The 14,102-nt window shown below is 73.9% G+C and carries 6 protein-coding genes; 1 reads left to right on the forward strand and 5 read right to left on the reverse strand.

The genetic code is table 11. The features are described from left to right. The 5 genes from B9S57_RS20490 to yicI all read right to left on the reverse strand — a co-directional run. Nucleotides 1-2,723: DUF5682 family protein (locus B9S57_RS20490; protein WP_219818576.1), on the reverse strand; the 2,723-nt coding region annotated here is incomplete at its 3' end. Between the two features lie 3 nt (nucleotides 2,724-2,726). Then, a complete protein-coding gene (locus B9S57_RS20495) occupies nucleotides 2,727-3,962 on the reverse strand; it encodes an AAA family ATPase (protein WP_103517017.1) in 1,236 nt (411 codons plus the stop codon). After that, complete coding sequence (locus B9S57_RS20500) at nucleotides 3,959-9,121, reverse strand: hypothetical protein (RefSeq protein WP_103517018.1); 5,163 nt, start codon at nucleotides 9,119-9,121, stop codon at nucleotides 3,959-3,961. Before B9S57_RS20500 ends, B9S57_RS20495 begins: the two co-directional genes overlap by 4 nt. After that, nucleotides 9,118-9,978 (reverse strand): DUF4132 domain-containing protein, encoded by an 861-nt coding sequence (locus B9S57_RS20505; protein WP_103517019.1) that lies wholly within the window; start codon nucleotides 9,976-9,978, stop codon nucleotides 9,118-9,120. Before B9S57_RS20505 ends, B9S57_RS20500 begins: the two co-directional genes overlap by 4 nt. 344 nt (nucleotides 9,979-10,322) lie before the next feature. Beyond that, the gene (gene yicI, locus B9S57_RS20510) at nucleotides 10,323-12,560 is read right to left on the reverse strand and encodes an alpha-xylosidase (RefSeq protein ID WP_103517020.1); all 2,238 of its coding nucleotides are present in this window, start codon (nucleotides 12,558-12,560) and stop codon (nucleotides 10,323-10,325) included. Nucleotides 12,561-12,889: 329 nt separating this feature from the next. On the opposite strand from yicI, the gene xylA reads away from it, so the two are divergent. Then, nucleotides 12,890-14,059 carry a xylose isomerase gene (gene xylA, locus B9S57_RS20515; protein ID WP_103517021.1) on the forward strand — a complete coding sequence of 390 codons (1,170 nt, stop codon included), beginning with the start codon at nucleotides 12,890-12,892 and terminating at the stop codon, nucleotides 14,057-14,059. Nucleotides 14,060-14,102: the final 43 nt, after the last annotated feature.

Genomic DNA, 14,102 nt, shown 5'->3' on the forward strand with positions numbered 1-14,102 from the left:
TCCGGCTGAAGCGGGAGCCGGCCGTCGTCCGCGGGGGACGGTACGGGCAGGCCGAGGGCGGTCAGCAGTGCGCGAGCGGCGAGGTCGGCTGCCGTCCGGGCCGCCAGCGCGGCGGGGTCGTCGGCGTCGAGGCCGTCCACCCGTTCGCCGAGCCTCTCCTCGACGGTGTCCAGCAGCCGGTCCCGGGCGGCCGGACCGAGGGTGTCGAAGCCGCCGCGCAGGGCGGGCAGCCTGGACAGGAACGCGGCGTCGTCCAGCTCGACGACACGGTGCAGCAAGGGGTCCAGGGTCCCTGCCCCGACCGTCAGGAGCGGGCCCGCCGCCGTCAGGACGCCGGTGAGGCGGGCGGTGAGCGCGGCCCGGGAGGCGCCGTCCACGGCTCCGTCCACCCAGGAGGCGACGCGCGTCCCGAACACCTCGGCCTCCTCGTGGCCGGTGAGGACCCGGACCGCTCCGGCGGCCGCGGCGATCAGCGGGGTGCCCTGGTCGGCCAGCCGGACGAGGGCGTCGGTCAGCCGGATGCCGCCCACCCGGTCGGCGCGCTGGGCCAGTTCGAGCAGGGCTCGGGCGTCCTCGGGCTCCTCCGATCCGGTCAGCCCGTCGACCTGGCGGACCGCCGCCGAGGTCAGGAGCTCGGCCACGTGTGCGATCCGGGCGGCACGGGCGGAAGAGGCGGCGGTGACCGGGGCGGTAGCGGTGGCATCCGGGTCATCGGTGGCGTCGGAAGCCGACGGGGCGTCGATCACCTCGGAACCGGAGACCGACGGGCGGTCAGGAGTCGCCATGCCCGGCAGGTGACCCGCGTCGATGCGTTCCAGGAGGTCGAGTCCGGTGAGCATCTCCGGAAGGGTGCCGCTGGAGGGGAGCACGGCCGCCAGTTCCGTGAGCCGTTCGTCGGCCAGGGCGGGGAGTCCGCACTCGGCGGCCTCCGTGAGGCCCCGCACGACCTGGGCGGCCGTCGGGCCGCCTTCCGCGCGCTCGGCCGCGTGCCGCTGCCGCAGTACCCCCTCGGCCGCCTGGGCCGGGGTGACTCCGCGTGCTCCGGCCGCGGTGAGCATCGCGGCTGTCGCCGGGGTCCACCGCACCTGCCAGCGAGTCGTCAGCCCTTCCGAGCCCGCGGCACCCGTCACCTCGTGTTCCTGCGCGTAGGGGATGCCGCACACCGTCAGCCTGCGCAACAGGAGTTCGCGCCGTCCGTCGAGAGTGGAGCGGGCCGGGTCGAGCCGGAGGTCGCGCGGCGTCTTCTCGTGCGCGTCCCCCGGACCGGGGAGGGAGAGCGTCGCGGTCTCGGCCTCGACGGCCGGGCCCAGGCCGCTGCGTGGTGCGGCGGGGGCGGGGCGTCCGGTGCGGGCTCCGACGAGTACGCGTTCGAGTGCCTGGGCCACGGCGCGGCCCGTGCCGTAGGTCTCGCCGCGCCCAAGCACCGTCTGTACGGCCTCCAGGAGTTCGCCGCGCCCGGGGGCGGGCAGTCCGCGCAGGCGCGCCAGGTCCCCGGCGACCCGGACGACCTCCCGGCCGTCCGCGGGGCCGTAGGGGTGGCCCTGTTCGCGCAGGGCGGCGCAGACACGGACCGCGGTGCGGATCAGCGCCTCGTGGAGGGCGGCCGGGCGCCCGGCGGCTTCCAGGACGGTGTGCTGCCACTCCGGGTCCCGGATACCGGCCGGGTACCCGGACCGTGAGTCGAGGAGTGGGTACGTGTACGGGATCAGGGAGACCGTGCACGCGGCGGTCGGGGCCACGCCGGTCACGGGGGCAGGCGTGTCCGGGTCACGCGGGGCCGATGCCCCGGCGGCCCCGGGGGCAAGGGCCAGCAGCGCCGGGGTGTGGAAGGCTCCCACCACCACGGCGGGCCGCCGCCCGCTCGCCAGGGCCTCGGCGACATGTGCGCGCATGCAGGCCTCGCGCACCAGGTCCGTGCGCTCGACACCGCCGCGCGCCTCGGCCTCGTACCGCAGTGCCCAGCCGGTGAGGAGGGCGGCACGGCGGAGTGCCTCGGGTGTCGAACCCGGTGCGGGTGCCTCCACCAGCCGGTCCCACAGGTCGTCGCCGTCGCGGCCGGTGAGCCGGGACCCGAGGGCGGCGGACAGCCCCTGCCCCTCTCCGGGCACGGACTCGGAGCCGGTGCCCGGGAGGGGCGAGGGAGCGGGGGCACCGGTGTCCGGCCCGCCTTGCGCCCAGGCCCGGTCGGCCAGCGGCAGATCGCAGGCCACGGCCTGGACGCCGTTCCGTGCGGCCCAGCGCAGTGCGACCAGTTCGGGTGAGAAGTCCGCGAACGGATAGAAGGCGGGCCCTCGTTCGCCTGCCGCCCCCGCCCCGTCGGCGGACACGGCGGCCAGCGCCACCGGAGCCTCGGTCTCCTCGTGGGCGAGCCAGCCGAGCCAGGGCTGGAACTCGGCGGGCAGCTCGACGAGGAGGACGTCGGGGGCCGCCGCGTCCAGGAGTGCCGGGAGGGCGGCCGCGAGCGAGGGCGCGTGGTGACGCACCCCGATCAGGAACGGCAGCCCGGGCCCGGCCGCCGCGAGGGCGGCCACCGCGGCCTCAGGGGTGGCGGGCCCGGTCTCCGGGCCCCGCGGTGCACCGGCGGCGGGGGCCTCGGTGCCGGGCGGGACATCAGCGGTGGGCGATGCCTGGGCAGTGGTCTGCGTGTCCGGGGTGGCCCTCGGCTCCGGAGCGGCCCGCAGATCCGGAGTCGCCCGCGCGTCCGGGGTGGTCGACTGGCTCATCCGTCAGCTCTCCAGCACCGCGCGAAGCTCCCACAGGGCGCGCCAGGTGGCGGACCCCTGCTCCGCCCGCCTGCGTACCGGTCCGTCCCAGTACCCGAGCAGTCGTGCCGCGTCGGCGGGGTCGTCCTTGCGTACGACGCCGAGCAGATGGCCGGGCAGGAGGGAGAGCACGTCCCGGTCGCCGGGGAAGTAGGCCGTGGCCAGGCCCAGGGATCCCGCGACGGAGACCGCCTCCGCCGTGCTCATCACGGTGGAGGGGCGCTCGACCTCCCAGCCCTCCACGGAGCGGCCCTCGCGCAGGTCGCGGAAGGCGGTGACGAGGGCTTCGAGGACCGCGTCGTCCACCTGGTAGGCGGTGCCCGCCCGTTCGACGGCCGCCCGTGCCTGGCTCCGGACGAGCGCGGTCTCCACGTCCACGTCCCCGATCGGGTTCACCGTCTCGAAGTTGAAGCGCCGCTTCAGGGCGGCGGACATCTCCGAGACTCCCCTGTCCCGCAGGTTGGCGGTGGCGATGAGGGTGAACCCGGGGGCCGCGTGCATCTGGGCGCTCGCGCCGCCCGCGAGTTCGGGCACAGCGATCCGCCGTTCGGAGAGCAGGGACACGAGTGCGTCCTGGACCTCGGGCAGGCAGCGGGTGACCTCCTCGACGCGGGCGACGGCGCCCCGGGTCATGGCGGTGAGCACCGGGGAGGGCACCAGGGCCTGTTCGGTGGGGCCCTGGGCGAGCAGCAGCGCGTAGTTCCAGCCATACTTGAGCTGGTCCTCGGTGGTGCCGGCGGTGCCCTGCACGGTGAGCGCGCTGGTCCCGCAGACGGCTGCCGAGAGCAGCTCGGAGAGCATGGACTTGGCGGTGCCGGGTTCGCCCACCAGCAGCAGTCCGCGCTCCCCGGCGAGGGTGACCACGCACCGTTCGACCAGGGCGCGTTCGCCGACGAACTTCTGCTCGATGACCAGACGGCGAGGCACCCCGGCGCCGGGGTGCGCGGACTTCGGCAGCGCGAGCGCCTCGCCCGCGCTGCCCATCACGAAGGTGACGACGGCACGCGGGGTGAGCAGCCATCCGGGCGGGCGCGGCCCCGGGTCGTGGGCGGCGAGGAAGGCCAGCTCGGTGGCGTACCGGTCCTCGACCAGGGTGACCTGGCGGTTCTCCCTGCCGGAGGAGCCGGCGAGGGGCGTCGCCGAGGCGGGGGCCCCGCCCGTGGCGGTGTGCTCCGTGGTGGTCGTGGTGTCGCTCGTCATCGGCGGCGGCCCTTCCGGGGTGCGCGGGTTTCCAGTTCTTCGAAGGCGGGGGCGTCGCCGCCCCGGGCCCGTGCCCAGGCTGCGGCGAACAGATCAGGCACGGGGATGTCCGGGAGGGTCCGTGCGGACCCTGCCACGGGGTACAGGCCTTCCTTCCACGTCTCCAGCGGCAGGCCGGGGGCGCCGCGTTCGAGCCAGCCGCAGGGGAGGAACAGGGTGCGGCCCGCCCGGGCGCGCTTGGCCTCCACGACGAGGCCGGTGGCGGCGAGTTCCGCCCGCGCCCTCTTGATCCGTGCGGGCTTCCACTCGCTCCAGCGGGCGCAGTTGCGGTCCGTCGGGTCGGGCAGGGCGAGCAGCATCAGGTACAGGGCGGCTGAGTCGGCGCTCAGCCCGAGGGCGTCGGCGGCCTCGGCCACCAGGTCCGGTACTGCCCGCGAGGGATCCTGGCCCGGGTGGAGCGGGTAGCCGTCGGGGGCGCCGGCCGAGACCAGGGCCTCGGTCTCCTTGCCCAGCAGGGTGCGCAGGGCGCGGAGTTCACCCGCCCGGTACTGCGCGACGGTGCCCTCGATCAGTCCGAACGCCGGGTCCTCGGGGCCTTCCAGGCAGGCCGGGCGGATCAGCAGCTTCTCGTTCGTGCCGTGGCCGGCGGCGAGGAACAGCGCCGAACCGGCCCGGACCAGGCCGTCGGGCCCCGCGCCGCCGGACTCGGGAAGCTGGTGGGCGGACCGGACGACTGGTCCGATCGAGCTGCCGTCCTCGGTCCAGTCCAGCCCGAGGTCCAGCACCAGGTCCGGATCGGCGAGGGTCCGGCGCAGGGCCGCGAGCCCTTCGGGCAGGTGCGCCCGCAGGGGGTGCCCGTACGGCAGCGTGTAGGCGAGGGTCCGCAGCGCGGTCAGGGCGGAGGAGAGCGCTCCGTGGGCGCTCACCCGGCGCAGGCTCGGCCGGCCCGTGCCGTCCTCGACCGGAGTGCCTCGGTGCAGCCAGGTCCGGGAGTCCGGGTTGAGGATCTGTTCGACGGCACCGGGGGTGGTGCCCGACAGGTCGAGGTCCAGTTCCTCGGGGACGCGGACGAGGGATGCGAGGCGCGCCTGCCAGACCTCGGCGGCGGCCCGGACGTCCGGGCCGGTGGACCACAGCTCGGCCGGGTCGGCGGGCAGGAGTGCCTGGAGCAGGGCGTGACGGTCGGCGCCGGGCAGAGCGTTCAGCCTGGCCTGGGCCGCCTCGAAGGCGCGGGTCTTCACCCCGAGCAGGGCGAGCGCCTCGGCGCCCGGTTCGCCGACGGCGGCCGACACCAGGGCGGCGGACTGGAGGGGGCCGATCCCGGTGGCCGTGTGGAAGGCCTCGGCCGCCTCGGGACGCCAGGGAGCCGGCCCCTCCTCCCGTACCAGGGTGGTGAGCCGGGAGAGCCGGTCCCGGGCGATGCCCTGCCCGTGAACGTACTCGTGGTCCAGGGTGAAACCGGCGACGGCACCGAAGGATCCGGTGGGGTCGTGGTCCAGGGCCAGCCAGCGTGCCGAGTCGTCCCCGTGGTTCCGGCCGCGCGCGGCGAGCACCACGACGGTGCGGGCGCCCTTGCGGAACACCTGGCCGAGGCGGTGCACGGCCTCGGGGCGCGTCTGCCGGGTCGTCGCGGCGACGTACGGCTCGACGAGGGTGACCTGGCGGACCGTGCCCGCCGGGTCCGCCAACGGGCCCTCACCGAGCGCCTCGAGCAGGATCACCAGGCCGGCCCGGTGCTCGGCCGAGGTCGTCGCCGAGGCGGCCCGGTAGGCCAGTTCGGGCACCATGCCGAGCAGGCGGGTCCAGTCCGCGGACTGACCGGGGACGGTGCACTCGTCCCGCTGCCAGCCGTCCACGGGGACGAACGGAACCTTGGACTGCACGGGCGGGCCGAACGCCGGCTCACCGCCGAGGACGTGGTTGACGGCGAGCATCTGCTGGATCACGGTCCAGCGGCTCCCGCCTCCCCACCAGCCGCCGTGTATCCGCTCGGTGCCCCAGGCGGTGGCGTGCAGCAGCGTCGTGTCGTCGCCGTGCTCGGGCGAGTGGTCGAAGAACATGCCCTGGGTGCGGGCGGTGCGCCGGGGGGCGACGGGCTTGGGCGGTTCCAGGTAACGGGCGGCCGCCACAAGCCGGTCCACCGCGTTGCGGACGAGCGCGGTGACACCCGCGAGGAGCCGCGCGTCCGACACCTCGGGCAGCGCCCGGGCGACCGCGTCGCGGCTCAGCTCGTGCGACGAGGGCCCGGTGTACTCCTGGACGGCGCGGAAGGCCTCGGCGTGCCGGGTGACCGCGGCGGCGACCTCGTTGAACAGCTCCTCCGCCCGGGAGTCCGTCAGGTTCCGCAGGGCGGTGGAGCCCCGCTCGTCCCTCGGACGCAGGGCGTGCCAGTAGGCGACGGGAGGGACGAAGGGGGTGCCCGCGACGTCTCCTCCGCCGGAGGAGCCCAGAGTGACGGACCACAGGCTTCCGCCGGTGCCCTCCGTGTCCGCCGGGTAGGCCTCGACGATCCGCCGGTCCAGGGCCATGACGGGGCGTGATCCGCCGGGGAGGGTGAGGGCGCCGAGCGGCACCGGGAAGCCGCCGGACAGCGGTTGCGGCAGGGTCACCGTGTGGCCGTCGGGGGTGCCCACGGCGATCCGGTGCCCGTCGGCGGGGGCGGGCGCGCCCGGTTCGGCGACCGTGCGGCGGACCCAGCGGCCGAGGACCGTGCCGTCCGTGCCGAACGGAGTCCCCTCCAGACCGGGCTGGAGGGGCAGCACCTGGCAGTGCTCGGTGAGGAGCCGGGTGCCGTCCCGCACCCCGGAGCGGAGGAAGGCGGGCAGGGAGGCGCGGCCGTGCGTGCCGGTGACCGGGTCGTACTCCAGCCACACCTGCTGCGTGCCCTGGTGGCCCTCCCGCCAGTGGCCGGTGCCGTCCGAGAGGACGGCCCGCTGCGGTGGAAGGGAGGTGTCGCCCGCGTGGAGCGCCTTGCCGCCGGTGGCGCGGCCGCCGCCGGGCAGCGGCAGGCACACCGCGTCCGAGGGACTGGAGCCGCCCCAGCGGGGGACCTGCTCGCCGCCCACGGTGAACACCTCGGCGGGGCGGTGCGACCAGTAGCCGCGCTGCTTGCCTTCCTCCCACCAGATGACCAGCAACTCTCCGTCGACGTAACGGAAGGCAGGCGTCCGCCACTGGTCGACGGTGGCGGGCATCCGCAGGGTGTGCCGCAGCAGAACGCCTTCCGGGCCGACGACGACGGCCCGTTCGTCGGTGTTCAGGATCAGCGCCGGCCAGGCACCGGTGACACCGACGCCCTCCGAACGGTTGCGCCGCTGGCGCGTGGCGGCGGCCTCCTCGGCCAGTTCGGTGTAGGTCTCGTCCAGCGCGGGCCAGCCCAGTTCGTCCAGGACGCCGGTACGCAGGGTCGAGGCGAGCAGCGGGACGACGTCGTGCCCCGTCAGGAGCCGCACCGCATCGGGGGCGACCTCGGTGACCACGGCGCGGTACGGCGAGAGCTTGTCGAGAGCGGCCCGCAGACCGGGGAGGCCCTGCGCGGCCGTGTACTCCTCGGCGCAGGCGGTCAGCCACTCCCGCAGGATCACGGAGAGGACCGGGTGCGCCGCCAGCTTCGCCATGCCGGTGTCGCCCAGCCCTTGGCCGCGTCCGCCGCCGAGGTCGCCGACGGTCCTGCTCAGCAGGGCACGGAAGACCGGCCGTCCGGCGACAGCGGTGAGATCCCGTGCTCCGGGCGCGGTGTCGGTGAGCCACGGGCCGAGGGCGAGGCCGGAGCGCTGCGCGGTGCCGGTGTCCTGCTCGTCCGGCTCGGCGACGGGGACGCCGGAGGCCAGGAAGAGGTCGAGGAGGTCCAGGTCGGCGGTGCGCAGCCAGCGGCCCTGGAAGAGCTCGACGGCGCGCCCGTCGGCGCGCAGCCGGTCCACCATCCGGGCGGCGAGGTCGAGGGTCTGCGGGCTGCGGCCGGCGGTCGCCCGGTTGCGCCGGCGGTGCGCCTCCCAGCGGGCGAGCCAGTCCGCCGGGGAGACGGAGGAGTCACCGGAGGCGGCGGAACGGGAGGTGCCGGGGAGAGCCGTCAGCAGGTCCTCGGCGCCGGACTCGGCCAGCAGCGCGAGCCAGCCGTGATCACTCTCCGGTTCCCGGCTGCTCTCGCCGAAGGTCTCCGGGAAGAAGCCGAGGAGCCGGGCGCGCACGGCCGCGTCCTGTCGGGCGAGGGTGACGAGGGCGGAGCGGTACGCCGCCCAGAACGAGGCGGGGGCGCGGACGACTCCCGGGGAGTCGACCAGGTCGGCGACCAGGTCGCGTTCGGCGGCCTCGCGGTCCAGCCCGGTGGCCTTGACGAGCGCGCGGACGTCCTGCGGCAGCGCGGCGTACGGAGGCATGCCGGCGGCGCAGCGCTCGACCAGCAGACGGCGGAACTGTGCCCAGGCGTCCAGCGGTGCGAGCCGGGCGACCAGGTCCCGCACGTACTGCCGCAGCGCCTTGACGGTCAGGGCGCCGGCGAAGGCGAACTCCAGGAAGACGGCCCGCTGCCGGTCCTCGTCCACGACCAGCCCGTGCACGCGCTCGGCCTCGCGGGCCTTGCCGAAGAAGGAGGCGGCGTAGGTGGTGTTCTCCGCTTCGAGGAAGAGGCGCGCCACCTGCTCGTAGTAGGTGGGGAGGAAGTGGGGTACGGCCCGGCCGAGCCGGGTGCCGAGTGCGTCGAAGCCCTCCTTGGCCGCTCCGGCGCGGGTCCTGGCCTGCCGGCCCAGCCGCTCGATGTCCTTGACCAGGGCCAGGGCGTGGTGCCCGTTGGCCGGGTCGTTGACCAGGGCCCAGGCCGGGAAGCCCAGCGTCTCGCGGCGCACCTGGCCCACGACGGGGGCCTCGGTGGTCCGGGCCAGCCCGAGGAACTCCAGGGCCAGGTCCTCGGCCTCGCCGAGCGTGCCGGGCACGAGCCGGACCACGGGGCGGTCGCCGAGGGCGGTGTGGGTGTAGGTGCGGGCGGTCAGCGCGTCGGCGTCGTCCCGGTCGGTGGTACCGGCGGGAAGGACCGCGCCCGCGTCCAGCAGAGCGGCGGCGCGGGCCTCTTCGGCGCGGGCGCCCTCGCCCCGCGCCTGCGCGGGGAGGGGCGCCGTACCCGGTGCTTGCGTGTTCACGCCGGTGTTCGTCGTCGTGCTGCTCATGCCGCCCGCTCCTCGTTCTCCACGTCGCGCCCGGCGTAGAGCGCCGCCGCCATGCGCATGCCCTCGGACCATGTGACGGGTCCGACCTCGGCGGCCGTCAGGGCGCGCCCAGCGGGGTCGGTCCAGCCCAGGGAGCCCGTCTCCGTGCCGTACTCGTCGTATCCGTCGTGCTCACCGATCCAGATGCGGGCCTCCGCGGTGGCGCCGTCCTCGACGACCGGGCAGACCGCGTACCCGCCGCGCGACCGGTACCCGAGCTGGGTGACCCGACCGTGCAGGAACCGCAGTTCCTTGAACACGCCGCCGGCGTAGGTGTCGACGGAGGTGGCGTCGGGGGCGAGGCCGGGCGGGCGGTGCCACACCTCGCGGAACAGCTGCTCCACGTTCTGGCGCACCTCCAGTTCGACCGCGAACTCCCGCAGGTCGTCGAGGTCGTCGAGGAGGACGGGGTGGGGCACTCTGACGATGTCCGGTGTGATGCGGACGGTGTCGCCGTCCAGGTCGACGAGGCCGAGACCGCGCTCGGGGTCGACGTCGCGCAGGAAGCCCGCGGCCCCTCCGTCCGCGCCGGTGACCACCACGTCCCGCAGGGCGGCCTGCCATGCCGGGTCGGGCCAGACCCGCGCGAGCACGGCCGTGGGGACGGGCAGCGAACGCACCATCCACTGCTCGACGTCGGTCAGGCACCGGCGTTCGTGCCGCTCCAGCCACTCGGTCAGCTGCCGGAGTCCGATGACCGCCGGGTCGTCCTTCAGCTTGGCCGGGACGGACTTCAGCCGCCGGCCCTTCCCGTTGCGGCACACCACCGTGCCCGCCTCCAGGGCGACTTCGTAGTCGCCCGCCGGTACCCACCCCATGCGCTGATCTCCCCGTTGTTCCGGACGCCGCCCGTCCGGCGGCACGCTGACTGGACCCGTCGACGGCAACGCACCGTGACGAGTGGGAGAGACTCTAGGCGCCGCCTGTGACAATGCGTTCGGGGCCCGTCCGCTTGACCGCAGGACCCGCGCGACCAGCGGCCGGAACCCCGCCGCACCGGCCCACACGACCAGCGGCCGGAACCGTCCGCGGCAGGGAGCGGCACGCGGTCGCTCTCCTCGGTGCGCAACCGCCTCACACGCACGGGCGGGCAGCCGAAGCGCCTTCGCTCAGGCGTTCCGGCTGCCCGCCGGGGGTGGTGGGGCCGAGGGGGTGAGGTCGGTCAGGCCGTCTCCCCCACGACCGTGACGGTGCAGGGCCGGTCGGTGTCCGTCGTGACGCGGGCCTCGCCGCCCTCGCAGGTCACCTCGTACGTCGCCGCCACCGCGCCGGTGCGGTCCGGGACGGTCACCGTGCGGGTGAAGTCGCCCGTACCGGCAGGGGCGTACACGCGGAGTTCGAGGTCGTCGAGCCACTCGCCGTCCGGCCGGGATTCGTCGGCGCCGAGCGCCAGGACCGCGCCCTGGCGGACCAGCAGCGGAAGGCTGTCGAAGCCGTGGCTCTCCTGGCGCCAGACCGGGCCGGTGACCGTCTCACCGGTGAGGAAGTGGGTCCAGGTGCCCTCGGGGACGTAGTACTCGACGGTGCCGTCCTCGGAGAAGACCGGCGCGACCATGACGTCCGGACCCAGCAGGTACTGCCGGTCCGCCACCCGGGCCGTGGGGTCGTCCGGGAACTCCAGCAGCAGGGGACGCATCATCGGGACGCCCGTGCGGTGGGTCTCGACCGCGGAGCCGTACAGGTACGGCATGAGGCGGTGCTTGAGCCGGGTGAACTGCCGGGCCACGTCCACCGCTTCGTCGCCGAACTCCCACGGCACGCGGTACGACGACGAGCCGTGCAGCCTGCTGTGCGAGGAGAGCAGGCCGAAGGCGAGCCAGCGCTTGAAGACCGCGGGATCGGGGGTGCCCTCGAAGCCGCCGATGTCGTGGCTCCAGAAGCCGAAGCCGGACAGGGACAGAGAGAGGCCGCCGCGCAGGGACTCTGCCATGGCCTCGAAGGAGGACCAGCAGTCGCCGCCCCAGTGGACCGGGTACTGCTGGCCGCCGGCGGCGGCGGAGCGGGCGAAGAGGACGGCCTCGCCCTGGCCGCGCTCCTTCTCCAGGAGTTCGAAGACGGCCTTGTTGTAGAGGTGGGTGTAGTAGTTGTGCATCCGCTCCTGGTCGGAGCCGTCGTGCCACACGATGTCGGTGGGGATGCGCTCGCCGAAGTCGGTCTTGAAGCCGTCGACGCCCTGGTCGAGGAGGACCTTCAGCTTGCTCTGGAACCAGGCGGTGGCCGCGGGGTCGGTGAAGTCCACCAGCGCCATGCCGGCCTGCCACTTGTCCCACTGCCAGACGTCGCCCTCGGGGGTCCTCACGAAGTAGCCCTCGCGGACGCCCTCTTCGTACAGGGCGCTCTTCTGCCCGATGTACGGGTTGATCCAGACGCAGATCCTGAGGCCCTTGTCCTTGAGCCGGGCGATCATGCCCTCAGGGTCGGGGAAGACCGCCGGGTCCCACTCGAAGTCGCACCACTGGTACTCACGCATCCAGAAGCAGTCGAAGTGGAAGACGCTGAGCGGGATCCCGCGCTCGGCCATGCCGTCGACGAAGGAGGTGACGGTGGCCTCGTCGTACGAGGTGGTGAAGGACGTCGTCAGCCAGAGGCCGAACGACCAGGCCGGGGGCAGGGCCGGGCGGCCGGAGAGGGCGGTGTAGCGCGCGAGGACGTCCTTCGGCGTGGGACCCGCGATGACGAAGTACTCCAGCGTCTGGTCCTCGACGCTGAACTGCACCTGGCCGACGGCCTCGGAGCCGACCTCGAAGGAGACCTTGCCGGGGTGGTTGACGAAGACGCCGTAGCCGCGCGAGGACAGGTAGAACGGGATGTTCTTGTACGCCTGCTCGCTGCTGGTGCCGCCGTCGGCCTGCCACATGTCGACGGCCTGGCCGTTCTTCACGTACGGCGTGAAGCGCTCGCCGAGACCGTGGACGGTCTCCCCCACCCCCAGGGCGAGCTGGGCGAGCATGTGGTGGCCGCCGTCCTCGACCGTGGCGAAGGCACTGCCCTTGCGGCCCGCCGTGGTCAGGATCCGGCCGTCCCCGTCGAGGAACTCCAGGCCGAAGGCGCCCTCGGTGGGGAGCCGCAGGGTGAGCGGCCCGCTGGTCAGCTCGGCGGTTGCGCCCCGCGTCCGGGTGGTGGCAGCGGACTGCGCCGCGGCGCCCGGCATCTCGAAGTCGGGGCCCTTGCGGCGCCTGCCCGCGAGGTGGGTGAGGCGCACCGCGATGACGCCCTCGGCCGGGGCGTACGCGTCCACGGTGATCAGCGGGGCGTTCAGCGTGTCGCCGCGGCGCTCGACGCGCTTGACGGCGGCGTAGGCGGCGAGGTGGTCGTCGTCGAGGCGGACGTCGCGGACTTCGGTGGCGTACGAGGCGTGCACACCGCTGCGCAACTGCCAGAAGCCGTCGGTGAACTTCATGGGGGTGGTCCTTAACCGATCAGGTGGTGCGGGACTGCGGGACGTCCGGACGCCTGCGACGAGCGCGGCTGCGGGTCCTCTCATTTTTGATCGTACACAAAACAAATACGACCGACAGGGGCGTCGAGCCTCGAGAATTCCCGGTTTGCCCGAGTAACTGGAGCGCGGAGAGTGACCTTGGAGCAGCAATACTGACGCCACGTGATGGCAACGTCACGGAAATGCTCTGGAAACCATCGTCGGAATGGCGTATTAGTACTGCAAGCAAACAAATTGGCAGGTCCGGCAGATCCGTCGCCCGGGCCCCACGTCGACGAAGAGGCTGTGCAATGTCGGACCGCTTCACTCCCACCCCTGCGGACAGGTTCACGTTCGGTCTGTGGACCGTGGGCTGGCGTGGCAACGACCCGTTCGGTGAGCCGACACGTCCCGCGCTGGACCCGGTCGAGTCGGTCGAGCGGCTCGCGGAGCTCGGTGCGCACGGGGTGACGTTCCACGACGACGACCTGATCCCGTTCGGGTCCTCCGAGACGGAGCGCGCCCGGCTGATCGGCCGGTTCAAGGACGCCCTGTCCCGCACCGGGATGAAGGTCCCGATGGCCACCACGAACCTGTTCACCCACCCGGTCTTCAAGGACGGCGGGTTCACCGCGAACGACCGCGACGTACGCCGTTTCGCGCTGCGCAAGGTCATGCGCAACATCGACCTGGCCGCCGAGCTCGGCGCGACCACCTACGTCGCCTGGGGCGGCCGCGAGGGCGCCGAGTCCGGCGGCGCGAAGGACGTCCGTATCGCCCTGGACCGGATGAAGGAAGCCTTCGACCTGCTGGGCGACTACGTCACCGAGCAGGGCTACGACCTGCGCTTCGCGATCGAGCCCAAGCCCAACGAGCCCCGCGGCGACATCCTCCTGCCCACGATCGGCCACGCCCTGGCCTTCATCGAGCGCCTCGAGCGCCCCGAGATGGTCGGCGTGAACCCGGAGACCGGCCACGAGCAGATGGCCGGGCTGAACTTCCCCCACGGCATCGCCCAGGCCCTGTGGGCCGGCAAGCTCTTCCACATCGACCTCAACGGACAGTCCGGCATCAAGTACGACCAGGACTTCCGCTTCGGCGCCGGCGACCTGCGCCAGGCCTTCTGGCTCGTCGACCTCCTGGAGACCTCCGACTACACCGGATCCCTCCACTTCGACTTCAAGCCCGTACGCACCGACGGCATCGACGGCGTCTGGGAATCCGCGAAGAACTGCATGCGCAACTACCTCATCCTCAAGGAACGCGCCCTCGCCTTCCGCGCCGACCCCGCCGTCCAGCAGGCCCTGACCGCCTCCCGCCTGGACGAACTCGCCCAGCCCACCGCCGACGACGGCCTCAAGAGCCTCCTCGCCGACCGGTCCGCCTACGAGAACTTCGACGCCACCGCCGCAGCGGAGCGCTCCATGGCCTTCGAAGCCCTCGACCAGCTCGCCATGGAACACCTCCTCGGCGTCCGCTGACCCACCCCCCGGGGCACCCGGCCCACCACCGGGCGCCCCGGAC

The organism is Streptomyces sp. SM10 (genome assembly GCF_002910915.1).
Classification (GTDB): Bacteria; Actinomycetota; Actinomycetes; order Streptomycetales; family Streptomycetaceae; genus Streptomyces.

Excerpts from the sequence above, each read along its gene's own strand:
- B9S57_RS20500 (WP_103517018.1), bottom strand. The coding sequence starts at position 9,121 with ATGAGCAGCACGACGACGAACACCGGCGTGAACACGCAAGCACCGGGT.
- yicI (WP_103517020.1), bottom strand. The coding sequence starts at position 12,560 with ATGAAGTTCACCGACGGCTTCTGGCAGTTGCGCAGCGGTGTGCACGCC.
- B9S57_RS20495 (WP_103517017.1), bottom strand. The coding sequence starts at position 3,962 with ATGACGAGCGACACCACGACCACCACGGAGCACACCGCCACGGGCGGG.
- xylA (WP_103517021.1), top strand. The coding sequence starts at position 12,890 with ATGTCGGACCGCTTCACTCCCACCCCTGCGGACAGGTTCACGTTCGGT.
- B9S57_RS20505 (WP_103517019.1), bottom strand. The coding sequence starts at position 9,978 with ATGGGGTGGGTACCGGCGGGCGACTACGAAGTCGCCCTGGAGGCGGGC.